Origin of the sequence: Aeromonas sp. 97A (assembly GCF_051919185.1) — a bacterium.
Taxonomy (GTDB): domain Bacteria; phylum Pseudomonadota; class Gammaproteobacteria; order Enterobacterales; family Aeromonadaceae; genus Aeromonas; species Aeromonas veronii.
In genome coordinates, this window is record NZ_JBQBFF010000001.1 from 4,080,948 (window position 1) to 4,095,970 (window position 15,023).

17 protein-coding genes, 1 pseudogene and 1 riboswitch are annotated in these 15,023 nt (G+C 56.0%); of the genes and pseudogenes, 15 read left to right on the forward strand and 3 right to left on the reverse strand.

Annotated elements, in window-relative coordinates; all coding sequences use genetic code 11:
* The first annotated feature begins 68 nt into the window (after positions 1-68).
* A riboswitch (cyclic di-GMP riboswitch) is annotated at positions 69-156 on the forward strand.
* Positions 157-294: 138 nt separating this feature from the next.
* The 7 genes and pseudogenes from lafK (at position 295) to lfiJ (ending at position 7,236) form a co-directional block, all read left to right on the forward strand.
* On the forward strand, positions 295-1,680 hold the full coding sequence (gene lafK / locus ACTG27_RS18685) for a lateral flagellar response regulator transcription factor LafK (protein ID WP_160881735.1): 1,386 nt from the start codon (positions 295-297) through the stop codon (positions 1,678-1,680).
* A gap of 3 nt (positions 1,681-1,683) precedes the next feature.
* Positions 1,684-2,010, forward strand: coding sequence for a lateral flagellar hook-basal body complex protein LfiE (gene lfiE / locus ACTG27_RS18690; protein ID WP_005336241.1), 327 nt, complete (start codon positions 1,684-1,686; stop codon positions 2,008-2,010).
* 17 nt (positions 2,011-2,027) lie between these two features.
* Positions 2,028-3,769: pseudogene (gene fliFL, locus ACTG27_RS18695) on the forward strand (lateral flagellar M-ring protein FliFL).
* A complete protein-coding gene (gene fliGL / locus ACTG27_RS18700; RefSeq protein WP_005336238.1) occupies positions 3,756-4,784 on the forward strand; it encodes a lateral flagellar motor switch protein FliGL in 1,029 nt (342 codons plus the stop codon). Before fliFL ends, fliGL begins: the two are co-directional and overlap by 14 nt.
* A 12-nt stretch (positions 4,785-4,796) precedes the next feature.
* The gene (gene lfiH / locus ACTG27_RS18705) at positions 4,797-5,489 is read left to right on the forward strand and encodes a lateral flagellar assembly protein FliH (RefSeq protein ID WP_439980162.1); all 693 of its coding nucleotides are present in this window, start codon (positions 4,797-4,799) and stop codon (positions 5,487-5,489) included.
* A complete protein-coding gene (gene lfiI, locus ACTG27_RS18710; RefSeq protein WP_439980163.1) occupies positions 5,482-6,813 on the forward strand; it encodes a lateral flagellar FliI-like assembly ATPase LfiI in 1,332 nt (443 codons plus the stop codon). The genes lfiH and lfiI overlap by 8 nt, the downstream gene beginning before the upstream one ends.
* Positions 6,814-6,822: 9 nt before the next feature.
* Positions 6,823-7,236, forward strand: coding sequence for a lateral flagellar protein LfiJ (lfiJ, locus tag ACTG27_RS18715; RefSeq protein WP_439980165.1), 414 nt, complete (start codon positions 6,823-6,825; stop codon positions 7,234-7,236).
* A 9-nt stretch (positions 7,237-7,245) separates the two neighbouring features.
* On the opposite strand, the gene ACTG27_RS18720 is transcribed toward lfiJ, so the two are convergent.
* From ACTG27_RS18720 to flgA, 3 genes are all read right to left on the reverse strand, one after another.
* Positions 7,246-7,689, reverse strand: coding sequence for a flagellar protein FlgN (locus ACTG27_RS18720; protein ID WP_040068868.1), 444 nt, complete (start codon positions 7,687-7,689; stop codon positions 7,246-7,248).
* On the reverse strand, positions 7,686-7,961 hold the full coding sequence (flgM, locus tag ACTG27_RS18725) for a flagellar biosynthesis anti-sigma factor FlgM (RefSeq protein ID WP_040068869.1): 276 nt from the start codon (positions 7,959-7,961) through the stop codon (positions 7,686-7,688). Before flgM ends, ACTG27_RS18720 begins: the two co-directional genes overlap by 4 nt.
* A gap of 76 nt (positions 7,962-8,037) precedes the next feature.
* The gene (gene flgA / locus ACTG27_RS18730) at positions 8,038-8,829 is read right to left on the reverse strand and encodes a flagellar basal body P-ring formation chaperone FlgA (protein ID WP_439980166.1); all 792 of its coding nucleotides are present in this window, start codon (positions 8,827-8,829) and stop codon (positions 8,038-8,040) included.
* A gap of 59 nt (positions 8,830-8,888) precedes the next feature.
* On the opposite strand from flgA, the gene lfgB reads away from it, so the two are divergent.
* From lfgB to fgIL, 8 genes are all read left to right on the forward strand, one after another.
* Positions 8,889-9,278, forward strand: a complete 390-nt coding sequence (gene lfgB / locus ACTG27_RS18735) for a lateral flagellar basal body rod protein LfgB (protein WP_088868307.1) — start codon at positions 8,889-8,891, stop codon at positions 9,276-9,278.
* A gap of 2 nt (positions 9,279-9,280) precedes the next feature.
* On the forward strand, positions 9,281-9,706 hold the full coding sequence (gene flgCL, locus ACTG27_RS18740) for a lateral flagellar basal body rod protein FlgCL (RefSeq protein WP_019444815.1): 426 nt from the start codon (positions 9,281-9,283) through the stop codon (positions 9,704-9,706).
* 4 nt (positions 9,707-9,710) lie between these two features.
* Positions 9,711-10,418, forward strand: a complete 708-nt coding sequence (locus ACTG27_RS18745; RefSeq protein ID WP_149152008.1) for a flagellar hook assembly protein FlgD — start codon at positions 9,711-9,713, stop codon at positions 10,416-10,418.
* 18 nt (positions 10,419-10,436) lie between these two features.
* Positions 10,437-11,627, forward strand: a complete 1,191-nt coding sequence (gene flgEL, locus ACTG27_RS18750) for a lateral flagellar hook protein FlgEL (RefSeq protein WP_160881731.1) — start codon at positions 10,437-10,439, stop codon at positions 11,625-11,627.
* Positions 11,628-11,636: 9 nt separating this feature from the next.
* A complete protein-coding gene (lfgF, locus tag ACTG27_RS18755; RefSeq protein ID WP_005336213.1) occupies positions 11,637-12,371 on the forward strand; it encodes a lateral flagellar basal-body rod protein LfgF in 735 nt (244 codons plus the stop codon).
* A gap of 78 nt (positions 12,372-12,449) precedes the next feature.
* The gene (gene lfgG / locus ACTG27_RS18760; protein ID WP_005336212.1) at positions 12,450-13,235 is read left to right on the forward strand and encodes a lateral flagellar basal-body rod protein LfgG; all 786 of its coding nucleotides are present in this window, start codon (positions 12,450-12,452) and stop codon (positions 13,233-13,235) included.
* Complete coding sequence (gene flgH, locus ACTG27_RS18765) at positions 13,235-13,906, forward strand: flagellar basal body L-ring protein FlgH (protein ID WP_439980167.1); 672 nt, start codon at positions 13,235-13,237, stop codon at positions 13,904-13,906. Before lfgG ends, flgH begins: the two co-directional genes overlap by 1 nt.
* Positions 13,907-13,914: 8 nt before the next feature.
* Positions 13,915-15,021 (forward strand): lateral flagellar basal body P-ring FlgIL, encoded by a 1,107-nt coding sequence (gene fgIL / locus ACTG27_RS18770; RefSeq protein WP_043821934.1) that lies wholly within the window; start codon positions 13,915-13,917, stop codon positions 15,019-15,021.
* The last annotated feature ends 2 nt before the right edge of the window (positions 15,022-15,023 follow it).

Below are 15,023 nucleotides of genomic sequence, written 5' to 3' on the forward strand. Positions count from 1 at the left end.
AGTTAAATAACAAAAACAATATTAATTGTGTTGCTACACGCTTAGACCATCAGGTCGGGTGTGTTATCACATTGTAAGGGCAAACTGAACTGAAAAGTCAGGACGCAAAGCCTCCGGTCTAACAGCAGGAAAGCTAATGACAGCGGGGTTACCAAGGTGAATTTGGATACAAAATTGTTACCATATAGATATTGGGTATGCTGTTTTTTCCAGTATGATCTTGTATTGCTCCTTTGTGCCTGATACTTCAGTTCTATTGATTGTTCTATCCACAATCACAGGTGTCAGACGTCTATGTCTTCGGGATTATCAATAAATAAAATCATCGGGTTATGTGGCGATAGCTTGGCTGAACCACATATATTATTGATTCAGCCGCTAATAGTTTCCGAAAATGAGGTTGAAAAAGTCCTATCAAAGGAAGGCATCAGGGTATCAAGCGTTAATTCTGTTAAACAATCAAAGGGCATTATTGCTGATGGTAATGTCAATTTGATCCTGCTCGATATGGATGCTATGACCGAGCTCGGGCCGCGTATTCTGCGTGAGTTCGAAGGACTTGATTGTGTCATCATGGTCAATGAGCGCCAGGCCACCATTGCTGCGGAAGCTATGTGTGCCGGGGCTGTTGACTATATTATCAAGCCCTTCTGCCCCCAGCAATTGCTCGATGTTGTCCGTGGTGCTCTACGCCTTCGTCAGGCGATCCCCAATCTTATCGCTGTGTCGCCCATGAGCCTGCAGGTCTTGCAACTGGCCCGACGAGCAGCCAAAACCTCTGCCACCATTCTGATCGGTGGTGAGTCAGGAACCGGTAAAGAACGGTTGGCCCGTTATATTCACGAAATGTCTGCCAGAGCGGAAAAACCATTTCTGGCGATTAATTGTGCAGCAATTCCTGAGGCAATGCTTGAGTCAATTCTTTTTGGCCACAATAAAGGTGCATTTACCGGTGCTGTTTCTGCCCAGCCCGGAAAATTTGAGTTGGCTCAGGGGGGAACCCTGTTGCTGGATGAAATATCAGAGCTTCCTTTGAACCTGCAGGCTAAATTATTACGGGTGCTGCAAGAAAAAGAAGTTGAGCGACTTGGCAGCAATCAAACGATTGCTCTTGATGTTCGAATCATTGCCGCCAGCAATAAAGATCTGCGCAAACTGGTTGCATGTGGGCTATTTCGTGAAGACCTTTTCTATCGTCTTGATGTATTGCCAATGAATTGGCCTGCATTACGTGAACGTCCTGAGGATATTATTCCGCTGGCCAACTACTTTATTGAGCGTTATGCATCCCAACAGGGCTATCGCCTGAGTGAACGTGCCTGTCAGTTGTTGCTGTCATATGAATGGCCAGGAAATGTACGAGAGCTGGATAATGTCATTCAACGGTCATTAATAATGGCGCGTGGTTTGCATATACAGTCCGTCGATTTGATGTTGCCAAATTGTATTCTTCCCGAAGAAACAGTCGCAGCAGACACGTGGCATGCTCCCGAGGGGTTGAGTGAAACCCGGCGGCATGCCGAGTTCCAATTTGTATTAGAGACCTTGCGCCGCTTTCGTGGCCATCGTACCCGCACAGCCGATGCACTGGGCATGACAACCCGGGCACTGCGCTACAAGCTTGCGGCGATGCGTGAGCAAGGCATTGATATTGAACAGCAGATTCAAGCAGAGGGATAAAGAGTGAAGATTCAGATGATGTCATCACAAGTGACACTACTGCAGCAGATGCAGGAGATGCAGCGTGTCGCAAGCCAGACCCCTTCTATCGAATCCAATGATCTGTCGGGAGCATCATTTACCGATGCCATGCGGGATGTGGTCGGGCGTGTCAATGAACAGCAGAATGTCGCGTCAAAATTAATGGCATCGGTCGATGCTGGGCAGAGCGATGATCTGGTGGGCGCCATGGTGGCGAGTCAAAAAGCCGGCTTGAGTTTTTCAGCCTTGATGCAGGTTCGCAACAAGCTGATGACCGGTTTTGACGACATTATGCGCATGCCGCTCTGAGGTAACAGATGACTGAACTGGTAACGTCTCCTCAGGGGGCAGCCCCTGATTCGCTCAAAATCAGGCTACAAGAGGGATTACGCAACTGGCGTACCCTCTCCCGTGACAACAAATCGATCCTGACCATTGCTCTGCTGGCTGCCATTGTGGCAGGCACCATAGTCGTTATCCTGTGGACCTCCAGCAAAAACTATGTACCCCTGTATGGCAAACAGGAGCTATACGATACCGCCAACATCATGGAGATGCTGGAGAAAGAGCAGGTGCCTTTCCGTCTGGAAAAGAGCACCGGTCAGGTACTGGTTCCTGAAAACCAGCTGGCTCATGTCCGGATGGCGCTTGCTGCACGAGGGGTGCGTGCAGCCATGCCGTCTGGTCTGGAAGGGCTGGACAACGTAACCGGATTGGGTACCAGCGAATTTATGGAAGGGGCGCGTTATCGTCATGCCTTGGAAGGGGAGCTGGCCCGTACCATCATAGCCCTCGATGCCGTGCGCAGTGCCCGTGTTCATCTGGCTATTCCGAAACGCACGCTATTCGTGGGGCGCGATGAGGAGAAACCCAGCGCGTCAGTAATGCTCGATATGCAACCGGGCCAATCCATCGAAGCGGGTCAGGTCGAAGCGATAGCCAACCTGGTGGCGGGCAGTATTTCCGGAATGAAACCTGGTGCAGTGACCGTGGTTGATCAATCCGGCCAGTTGCTCAGCGCAGAGCTGGGGGACAAGGTCGGTTTTGGCAAGCAAAGCGTTCAACAGATGGAGTATGTGCGCAAGCTGGAACAATATATCCGTCAGCGTGCCAATGACATGCTCTATCCCATGTTGGGCAGCACCAATTTCAAGGTGCAGATCGCGGCAGACGTGAACTTCAATGCCGTCGAAGAGACCCAGCAGCAGCTTGTCCGCAAGGGGTGGTGACTCGCGAGTCCAACAAGTCAGACAAGACCATCGATGCGTTGGCGATGGGGATCCCGGGGGCGCTATCCAACCGCCCGCCTGAAATGGCGGCAAAAAATGAAAAGGCAGATGCTGACAAAGGCAATGCCAATACCGCTACACAACAGAACGACACTCGTACCGAGCGTCAGGAAGTCAGCAAGCAGTACGAAAACAGTCGCACCATAGTACACACCCGTTACCAGCAGGGACGTCTGGAACGAATTAACGTATCAATTCTGCTTAACCAGCAGATTGCACCGAAAGGTGGCTGGAGTGCCGAGCAGCTGGAACAGATCCGTCAGATGGTAGAGCGTGCTGTCGGTTTCGATGAGACGCGTGGCGATCAGATTAGTCTGCAGGCCTTCGATTTCAATGGTGCAGTACAAGTAGCCGCTCCCGAATCCAGTTGGTGGGAGACCCCCTACTGGCAAGACTCCTTGCGCTATCTGGTCGGAGGTTTGCTTGGCCTGACACTGGTCTTCTTCGGTATTCGTCCGTTGGTGAAACATCTGGTTCGCACCCAACAGCAGCCGGATATGGAAATGGGTGAGACGGAAGAAGAGCTGGAGCCCACAGTCGGATTGTCCATGCGCAGGGATGACGATGATCCCCAGCTGACGTCTGCTCTTTCAAATAGTCTGATCCGTACTGACAACAAGATGGAGCCCCAGTTCTCGTCACTCGATATGGAGTCGTTGCCGGAACCTGGATCCGAGCTGGAGGTTCAGCTCAAGCATTTGCAGTTGCTGGTTGAAAAAGATACCGCCCGGGTGGCGGAGGTTGTCAGAGCATGGGTGAGTGGCAATGAACAGCGTTAACTTGAATCAGAGTGCCGTCGATATCGATATCGACAACCTTGAGAAGGCCGCCATCTTGTTGCTGAGCATGGGGACCGAATCTGCGGCCAAGGTGATGCAAAAGCTCTCCCGCGACGAGGTGCAGCGTTTGATTTCCAAGATGGCCTCTCTCTCTGGCGTCAGTTCGATGGAGGCAAAGTGGACGTTGCAGCAGTTCTTCAATCACTACCGTGAGCAGAGCGGAATTGGCAGCGCTTCACGGGAGTATCTGGAACAGACGCTCGATCTTGCTTTGGGGCAACGACTCTCCCGTAGTCTGCTCGACAGTCTGTACGGCGATGTGATGAGCCAGGATATCCAGCGTCTGCAGTGGGTACCTGCCGATGTGCTTGCACGTTTCTTCCGCAACGAGCATCCCCAGATGCAGGCTGTGCTGCTGGCCTTCCTGCCGCCCCAGACTGCGTCCGCCGTGCTTGATGCCTTGCCCGGCTCGGTGCATGACGATTTGCTGGTGCGCGTCGCCAGTCTCAGCAGTGTCAGTGAACATGTGCTGGGCGAACTCAGGCTGACACTGGATCGCTGTCTCACCTACGTGGCGGATCAATCTGGTGCCAAGGTAAACGGGGTGCGGCAGGTAGCCGATATTCTCAACCGTTATCAGGGTGACAAGGAGCAGATGCTCTCCCTGTTGCGGGAACACGATGGTGACATGGCGCTTGAAATTGAGAAGAACATGTTCGATTTCATGGCGTTGCGCCGTCAGAGCGACGACACCTTGCAACGGTTGGTGCAGGAGCTGCCCAGCGAATTGCTGGCATTGGCTCTCAAGAACACCGAAACCAGCTTCCGCAAGGTGGTGTTGGGTGCCATGCCGAAGCGGATGGCTCAGGCGCTGGACGATCAGATCCAGAACCAGGGCAGTGTCTCTTTGCGCAAGGTCGAGCAGGCAAGGGAAGAGGTCATGCAACTGGTCCGCGAGTTGGTGGAGCAGGGCGAGATCGAGTTCCAGCTGTTCGAAGAGCCCACCGTCAGTTAACAGGAGGCATTGATGAGTCACTATGTGCGCAAGTTGATGCCAGGCCCGACCCGGCTCTACCGCTTTCCGGCCTTGGGGCAGAGCGGGGAAGAGGCTCAGAGTCAGCAGGAGCAGTTCGAGTTTGGTTATCAGCAGGGGCTGGAGCAAGGTCATGACGAAGGTTATCAGGCCGGCTATCAGCAAGGGCTGACTAGCGGCCTGCAGGAAGGCGAGAGCACCGGTTTGCAACAAGGGCAAACTCGCGGGTTTGCTCAGGGCCTTTCGGAGGGACGCGCTGCCTTCGAACAGGCAATGGTGCCATTTGCCAAGCTGCAAGAGCAGTGGGAGTCACTGAGCCGGGCCCGAATGGCCGAGCAGAAAGAGCTGATTGCCCAGCTGGTGGCGCAGGTGGCCAAGCGGGTCATCATGGCCGAGTTCACCCTCAATCCGCAGCAGGTGATGAATCAGGTCGAGCAGGCGCTGGCTACCTTGCCGAGTGGGTCGGAAGAGCTGGTGATCTACCTCAACGAGGGAGATCGACAGCGACTCGCCGAGCAGGGGGTGACTCGCTGCGAAGGGTGGCCATTACAAGTTGATGCAGCACTTGGGGTAGGCGATGCCCGTATCGAAACGCGCGCTGCCGTCGTCGAGGTAAGCACCAGCTCCCGTCTGGCAACCTGCATCGAACAGCTCAACAGCTCGCTGGACGTGCCGCAAGATGCATGAAGCCTTGCAGCAGGCACTGACCAGTGCGCTGGATAATCTTGATGAACTGCCCGCGTTTCGTCGTTTTGGCCGGTTGGTGCGAGTGACCGGCTTGACTCTCGAGGTAGTCGGCTGCCAACTGGTGATGGGGCAGCGTTGTCGTGTCAGCACGGCAAGTGGCGCCCCCTTGCTGGCCGAGGTGGTCGGTTTTAACCGGGATATCTCTTACTTGATGCCGCTGCAGCCGATGAGTGGCCTCTTCGCGGGAGCTCAGGTCGAACCGATCGATGGGGAGGAAACCGTTCGGCTTGGTTGTCATCTGCTGGGGCGGGTACTCGATGGCCTGCTGCAGCCCCTCGACGGGCAGCCGTTACCCGATGTTGGTGACAGTGTCCCCCTGTTTGCTCTTCCCCCCAATCCGCTATTGCGAACTCCGGTACGTGAACCGCTGGATGTCGGTATCCGCGCCATCAATGGCCTGCTGACGGTTGGCAAGGGCCAGCGCTTGGGGCTGTTCGCCGGCTCGGGGGTCGGCAAGAGTATGTTGCTGGGCATGATGACCCGCAATACCGCAGCCCAGATCGTCGTGGTGGGGCTGATTGGTGAGCGGGGCCGTGAGGTGCGCGAATTCATCGAACACAGTCTGGGGGCAGATGGTCTGGCTCGCGCCGTGGTCATTGCGGCGCCAGCGGATCAATCTCCCCTGATGCGGCTGCGATCGGCCCAGCTATGCCACCGGATTGCCGAGTATTTCCGTGAGCAGGGGCAGGATGTGCTGCTGCTGATGGATTCACTGACCCGCTATGCCCAGGCGCAGCGGGAAATTGCGCTGGCTATCGGTGAACCCCCCGCGACCCGGGGCTACCCGCCCTCGGTATTCAGCATGCTGACCCAGCTGGTGGAGCGAGCCGGTAACGGCACGCATCCGGATGGCAGTCTGAGTGCGTTCTACACAGTGCTGGCGGAAGGGGATGACCAACAGGATCCGGTGGTCGATGCGGCGCGCGCCATTCTCGATGGTCATATCGTGCTAACCCGCCGTCTTGCAGAAGAGGGCCACTATCCCGCCATCGATATCGGTGCCTCGGTGAGTCGGGTCATGCCACAAGTCGTGCCTGCCGAATGGCAAAAGCTGGCGGTCACCTTGCGCCAGCTATGGGGACGCTATCAGCAAGTGCGTGAGCTGCTGCCACTGGGCGGTTATCAACCCGGGGCCGATCCGCAGATGGATGAGGCTGTTCAGCGTTATCCGGGGATTGCCGCATTCCTGCAGCAAGGCTTGCATGAAGAGATGGCCTTTGAACAGGTGATGGTTGGTCTCAAGCAGGTGCTGGGGCAGGGATAAGGATTCGTTATGCTGAAGTCTTATCTGGGGTTGCAACAGGAAGAGCTGGAAAATCTTGGTGCTGAGCGTCAGCGTTTGCGGGAGCTGGCGTTGCGGGAAGAGCAGCGAGCACACAAATTGCAGGAAGTGATCTCCTCGTTGCGACCCGGTTCCGACAAGTTTCACCCTTTGCTATGGCAAAACAAGCAACAGATGGATGGCCAGTTGCGCCGTTTGCTCTCCCATCAGGTGCAGCAATCGGCGCTGGCCAGACTGGATCTGGAGCGCCACGAAGTGGAACTTGTCCGGCAGTTCGGACGGGTCAAGGGGTTGGAGCTATTGCTGGCAAGACGTGATGATGTTGCTCGTCAGCAGCAGGAGAGGCGGGATCAGCTACAGCTGGATGAGCTGGCGAGTTTGCGTCACCTGACCTGTAAAGAGTAAGGCGGAAGGTTAATCCGTAATGCTGTCCGGGTCGCGATAACCTGAATCTTGTCCCAACAGTGAATGAATCGTCTCCATCTGGCCTGCCAGCAGACGGCCATTGAGATCATTCTGGCGCAGACACTGGTGCAGCAGCTGTTCAAGCTGTTGCCATTGATTGGCTACCGTGGTGCGCAGGGGAAGTGGCAGCTTGGCTATCAGGGTGGTCATCCCCTTCTCATCGGGTTTGAGGCCCAATGCCTGCAGCTGCTGGCAACGCAATTTTGCCTGTTGTGTCACCTTGGCCATCAGTTCGGTCTGCTGTTCGTTATGGACTTGCAGACCATCGACATCGTGGCTTGCCAGCAGTGCATGCTGGCGCAGCAACAGGGCTGTGAGTTCGGTATAGTGGCCGTAATCCTGCTGGATCCCGAGGAGCAATGCCTTGACGGTGGCCTTGGTATCCACGCTCATCGGCGATGCATATCCAGAATGGCTTGACCCAGCGCATCCAGATCGATCTCCAGCTTGCCTTCACTGATGGCTTTGCGGATCTCGTTGACCTTGTCCATGTCGACGTCGGATGTGGTGGCCAGCTGGCTGCGGGCGTTGGCGACTGACTGCGCTGTGCTGCTGATCCGGGCTTCGGATGACTGTGAAGATTTGGTTTCCGGTTTGGCCGTCACATCCGGTTTGCGGCCAGACTGGTTTTGAATATAGAGCGGGTCAGTTCGGGTAATTTTCATAACGTAACTTCCTGATGGTCTGTCTATGACAAGCGACCCAAGGTTTGTCAAACTTGAATCAAATAGTGGCCTGGGTTCAAAAACGGGTTTCCACCTCTCCTTTATCTACCACCCATGCCTGTATCTGCTTGCCTGAGCTAAGATTTTTCACTTTAATGCCATCGCCAATTCTGCCATTTTCGAGTGCTTCCCCTCTGGTTGTGGCGGAGAACTCACCTTTCCCTGCACGAATTAGTACCCCTTCCCCCTGTTTGACCGCCCAACTTTTTTGTAAGTCCAGCTCACCGATGAGTTGCCCGCTTCTCAGATGCCGGTTGCTTTTATGGCCCAGCAGGGAGTGATTACTCGGGGTGAACCCGCGCTGTATGCGGCTGACATCCAACTCTTTCTCCACCAGATCGCTGGCGCTGATGGCCTGACCTTTTGCGATATCCCGTGCAGCAACCCAGACCGGCAACAGTAGCGAGACCTCTACCCGCCCGCGCACTTGCCAGGCGGGATCTGTGCATTCGATGAGATAGGGGCGTCGTCCCCAGGGTTGCCGATACTGGCCACCTGCTTGTAACGAGAGTGACTGTGAGGGACAGGGAGGAAGGTGCTCGGCGGAAGGGGCAAGCCAGACCTTAAACTCCCCTGAGGCTGCGGGCCATCCCTGCTGGGTGATGTAGTCATCAAGACTCTGGCGGGCATCTTGTTCAAGCAACTGTTCAAGCATGGCGCTTTGCACCTGCGGGGCACCGTGCGCGAATGCGCTCAGCAGTAGCCAGAGGATGCCGCTCCATTTCCACACGGGAAGTCGCACTTCCTCATTTTTCATCTGCTTGCGGCGGATGGTGCATGGTAACCGCTTGAAACTAGGTATCTTCATGGTTGGCATGAGTCTTGATAAGGGTAACCCCGGTCTGAGTGAACGATAAAGGATGAAGCATGAGTATCTCATTTGACAGCGCCCTCGGCGTACACCCTTATGCCCTCGATGTCAGGGCGGAGCGGGCGCGTATTCTGGCGGGAAATCTGGCCAACGTGGATACACCGGGCTATCTGGCTCGGGATGTCGATTATAAGACGATTCTGGGCCGTGTCGCGCAGCAAGTTGCTGCGGGCGAGGAGAGTCAGGCCATCAACCAGGGCACCATGCGTGACGATATGCGTCACCCCCTCTATCGCATTCCTTATCAGGTCTCCATGGATGGCAATACCGCTGAGTTGGGCGTGGAGCAGGGCAAATTTGCCAACAACGCCACCGATTTTCAGACCAGTCTCACTTTCCTCAATATGAAGATTACCGGGATCGCCAAGGCGATCGAGGGCCGTTAACCATGTCGTTCAACAAGATTTATGACATCGCTGGCAGTGCCATGCGCGCCCAGACCGTGCGGCTGGATACCGTTGCCTCCAACCTGGCCAACGTGGATAGCGCGGCCGCCAGTGAAGACGCCGCGTTTCGTGCCATCAAGCCGGTTTTTTCCACTCTCTATCAGAAGATTCAGGATGCCGATGGCCTCGGGGCTGCGTCGGTGCAAGTGGCGGGTATCGTACAGTCCGACCGTCAGGTCGAGAAACGGCTGGAGCCGACCAACCCGATGGCAGATCAGGATGGCTTTGTCTACTACTCCAACGTCAACGTGGTGGAAGAGATGGCGGACATGATGAGTGCCTCTCGCGGTTTTGAAACCTCGGTAGAGGTGATCAACCGGATCAACAGTATGCAGCAAGGTTTGCTGCGTCTTGGTCAGGGAGCCTAAGCCCATGAGTCTGCCACAGATAAGCAGTCTGGATACGGCGCGTGGTACGGGTCAGGCTGTTGCTGACCCCAAGATCGCCAGCAATGGCGCCGGTGCTGCTCAGGAAACGCAAGCCAACCAGAATAGCGGGATGCAACTGCGTAACGAATTCCTGCAGATGATGGTGGCGCAGATCCAGAATCAGGATCCCACCAACCCGCTTGATGGTGCCCAGTATGTCGCCCAGCTGGCCCAGTTCAGCATGGTTGAAGGGGTCGAAGGGCTGAAGAAGCTCCAGCTCCAGAGCAACACCAAGATGGATACACAACAGGTGTTGCAGAGTACCGCTTTGGTCGACAAAGAGGTCATGGTGCCGAGCAAAACCCTTAAACAACAGCAAGAGCACAAGATCCGCGGTCAAATCGAGCTGCAAGGTGCGGCGGAGCAAGTGGATCTCAAAGTGTATGACCAGCACGGCGTGCTGGTGGCCAGCAAGAGTTGGGGTGAGAGCAAGGCGGGCGGGCTGGATTATGAACTGCCCCCCCTTCCTGCCGGAGAGTACCGCTTTGAGGTCAAGGCCTCGGCGAGCAAGACCCTGGTGGCGACCAAAAATTATGTAGCGAGCAAGGTAGAACGTGTTGCTTTGCCCGGTACGGGAGAAATCATGCTGCAGGTTGCCGGTGTGGGCGATGTCCCGCTGTTCAGTGCAATCCAGTTCGGCAAATCAGCGTAATCAGAAAGGAGCGACACAGTGTCTTTCAGTATCGGATTGAGCGGCCTGCGTGCCGTAAACCAGGAATTGAGCGTTATCAGTAACAACGTTGCTAATGCCAGTACCGCAGGCTTCAAATCCAGCCGTGCCGAGTTTGCTGCCATCTATGGTGGTGGTCAGGCTGGCGGTGTCGAGATGAGCAACGTCTCCCAGAACTTTGATCGCAACGGTGATGTGATGCGCACCGGGCGCGGGTTGGATCTGGCGATTTCTGGCAGTGGTTTCTTCGTGCTGAAAGATGGCAGCGGACAAACCTCCTACACAAGAGCTGGCATGTTCCAGCGTGATAGCGGTAACTACCTGACCACGGCGAGTGGTACCCGTCTGCAGGGTTATACCACGGATGACGCCGGCAAATTGCAATCCGGTGTGGTCGGGGATATTCAGGTCAAGGCGGGCAGCCTGCCAGCCAAGGCATCCGACAAGCTGGAGTTTGTGGCGAACCTAAAAGCGGATGCCAGCAAGATTACCCAGGTGTTCAACAAAGATAATTCGGAAACCTATAACTACTCCCAGACCAGCAAGGTGTACGACTCCCTCGGCAGTGAGCACAGCCTGACCCAGTATTTTGTCAAGACCGATGAGAACAAGTGGACAGTACATTACACCCTCGATGGTAGTGATCTGGCTGCAAAAACGGATCTGGAATTCACCAAAAACGGCACATTGAATGCGCCTGCGGCTGACAAAATGCCCAAGTTGACCCTTAATGCGCCAGGGGCTGTAGATATCACGCTGGCAGTGGATATCAGCAAGGTGAGCCAGTATGCCTCTGACTTCAACGCTACCCGCAACCAGTCCAATGGTTATACCGCAGGTGACCTGACCGGTGTGCGGGTTGATGCCGATGGTGGTGTCTATGCCACCTTTACCAACGGTCAGAGCCTGTTGCAGGGGCAGGTCGTGATGGCGAACTTCACCAATCCCAATGGTCTGCTGCAGACCAACAACACCACCTGGCAACAGTCGTTCAGTTCCGGCCAGCCGGTACTGGGGGCGCCGGGAACCGGCACCATGGGCAAGCTGACCGCCGGGGCCTATGAGAGCTCCAACGTGGATCTGACCGGTGAACTGGTAAGCCTGATGACTTCCCAGCGTAACTATCAGGCCAACGCCAAGACCATCAGTTCCGCTGACAAGATGACCCAGGTTCTGTTCAACTCCTTCTAAGGGTAACCCGTGGAAAAGCTTATCTACACCGCCATGTCCGGGGCGCAACATACCCTGATGGCCCAGCAAATCCGGGCCAATAACCTGGCCAACGTCAATACCGCCGGTTTTCGGGCTGACTTTGAGCGAGTTTCGGCTTATGCCCTGACGGGCGATGGTTACCAGAGCCGAGTGATGGCCAGAGAAGAGATGGCCGGGACCAACTTCAAAGCTGGCCCTCTGATGCAGACCGGTCGCAAGCTGGATGTGGCGATTCGTGGCGAGGGTTTTCTGGCGGTGCAGACGCCTGATGGCAAAGAGGCTTATACCCGCGCTGGTAATCTGGAGGCCGATGCCGACGGGCTGTTGACCCTCAATGGTCGGCCGGTGCTGGGGGAGGGGGGCGAGCTGGTGCTGCCCGCTTATCGTGACATCAGTTTCGGCAAGGATGGCACCCTGAGCATCACTCCGCCGGGTGGTGGCGCCCGGCTCGATGTTGGCCGCCTGAAGCTTGTCAATCCTGATCCGGCTGAGCTGGTAAAAGGCCACGATGGCCTGTTCCGGATGCGCCAGGGGGGGGATGCCGAAAGTAGCGAGCAGGTGGTAATGGCATCCGGCTTTTTGGAAGGGGCCAACGTCAATGCTGTGGATGAATTGGTGAGCAGCATGTCATTGACCCGCAATTTCGAACTGCAGGTCAAGTTGATGAAAGCGGCGGATGATCAGGCTCGTCAAGGGGCCAAATTGATTTCCGGTCAGGGTTGATTTTGACGGCATCGGGCAGATACCCGATGCCTTGCCACATCCCAGTGGATGAGGCTTGATGAACAAGGTGGAATAACAATGCACGCAGCATTATGGGTCAGTAAAACAGGTCTGTCGGCACAAGATGCCAAGATGTCCAGTATCTCCAACAACCTGGCTAACGTGAACACGGTCGGCTTCAAGCGCGATCGGGTGGCGTTTGAAGATCTCTTTTATCAGGTGCAGCGCCAGCCGGGTGCCCAGCAGGATCAGCAGAATCTGGCGCCTATCGGTATTCAGATGGGTAATGGTGTGCGGGTGGTGGGTACCCAAAAGGTCTTCACCTCCGGCCAATTCCAGAATACCAATCAGGAGCTGGATATGGCGGTGGTCGGTGCCGGTTTCTTCGGGGTTGAGCGCCCGGATGGCGAGACGGCCTATACCCGTAATGGTCAATGGCATCGCAATGCCGAGGGGCAGCTGGTTAACGCGGATGGTTTGCCCATGGTGCCGCAGATCCAGATCCCCGATAACGCCACCAAGATCTCCATTGGTACCGACGGCACTGTCAGCGCCTCGTTGCCCGGTCAGCAAGAGAACGTCGAGTTGGGCCGTATCACCCTGACCAATTTCGCCAACCCGGCCGGTCTGGAAGCGCTCGGTGGCAACCTCTACCGTGCAACCGGTGCGTCCGGTGAGCCCATTGAAGGTGTACCGGGTGAAGAGGCGATGGGGGCCGTCAAGCAATTCACGCTGGAGAGTTCCAACGTGAACGTGGTCGAGGAGATGGTTGACATGATCACGACCCAGCGGGCTTACGAGATGAATGCCAAGGTGGTCTCTTCCGCCGACCAGATGCTCAAGTTTGTCACTCAGGCACTGTAATGATGAAGTCGATGCTGCGTTATATCTGGTTGGTATTGCTGTTGGGCGGCTGTGCCACCTATGAGCTGCAGGCGCCCGAGCCGGGTGACGAGAAATGGGCTCCATCCCGTCCCAAGGTGACCGCGGCTGCGCAGAGCGAAGATGGTGGCCTCTATCGTGGCAACTACATGATGACCCTGTTTCAGGATCGGCGAGCTTACCGTGTTGGTGACATTCTCACCGTGGTGCTGGAAGAGCGTACCCAGTCGAGCAAGAAAGCCAATACCAGCATGAGCAAAAACAGCAGCATGAATGTGCCGGCCCCCTCTATTGGCGGTAAACTGCGCCCCGACTGGGGGGCAACCCTCAGTGCTGATCGGGATTTTGATGGCGGTGCGACCTCCAGCCAGCAGAATACCCTGGCAGGTTCCATAACCGTGACTGTTGCGGAAGTGATGCCCAACGGTGTGCTGGGGATCCGCGGTGAAAAGTGGATCCGCCTCAATCAGGGGGATGAGTATATCCGCTTGGGTGGCATGGTGCGGGTCGAGGATATTGACCAGAGCAACCGTATCTCGTCCCAGCGCATTGCCGATGCCCGCATCACCTACGCCGGTCGTGGAGCCCTCGCCGACAGTAACCAGATGGGGTGGCTGGGCCGCTTCTTTAGCTCGGCGTTGGCGCCATTTTGAGGAATCACATGAACAGATGGTTTATCGCCCTGCTGTGTCTCAGCATGCCCTGGGTGAGTCAGGCTGCCGCACCGGCCAAACGAGCCTTGCTGGATATTGCCGATGTGCAGGGGCTGAGAACCAACCAGCTGGTGGGTTATGGTCTGGTGGTCGGTCTCTCCGGAACCGGTGACAAAAGCCAGGTCAAATTTACCGGCCAATCCATGGCCAACATGCTCAAGCAGTTTGGGGTGCAGTTACCGGACGATATTGATCCCAAGCTCAAGAACGTAGCAGCCGTTTCGGTTCAGGCCACGCTACCCGCCTTGGCTGGTAAGGGGCAGTTGCTCGATGTGACCGTGACTTCCATTGGTGATGCCAAGAGTCTGCGTGGCGGCTCTCTGCTGCTGACCCCCCTGCGTGGTATCGACGGTGAAGTCTATGCCGTGGCGCAGGGCAATCTGGTCGTCGCCGGGGTGAAAGCGGAAGGGCAATCAGGTTCATCGGTCACGATTAACGTGCCGACAGCCGGGATTATCCCCAATGGCGCCACCATCGAGCGAGAGGTGGTCAGCAATTTTGCCGAAAAGCCGGAAGTGACCCTCAATCTGCATCAACCCAACTTCAAGACCGCGCGCAATGTGGAGCGAGCCATCAACCATCAGCTGGGGCCGGTTGCCCGAGCGGTGAGTGCCGGGCGGATTCAGGTTGCAGCCCCCAGAGACGAGAGTCAGCGCATCGCGTTTATGGCTCTGTTGGAAGATATCAAGGTGGATCCGGGTCAGGAACGGCCGAAAGTGGTCTTCAACAGTCGAACCGGCACTGTGGTGATGGGGCAGGGGGTCAAGGTTCACAAGGCTGCCGTCAGTCATGGCAGTCTGACGGTGACGATTGGCGAGAGTCAGACGGTCAGTCAGCCCAACGCCTTCTCCAACGGGCAGACCACCACTACCCCCAACTCCAAGATCCAGGTCGATCGGGAACGTAACAACATGTTTGTCTGGCCGGATGGCACTTCCTTGGAAGTGATCGTCAAGGCTGTCAACTCACTCGGTGCAACCCCCGATGATGTTATGGCCATCTTGCAAGCGCTTGATGAGGCTGGCGCCCTCGAAGGTGAGTTGGTGGTTATCTAAGG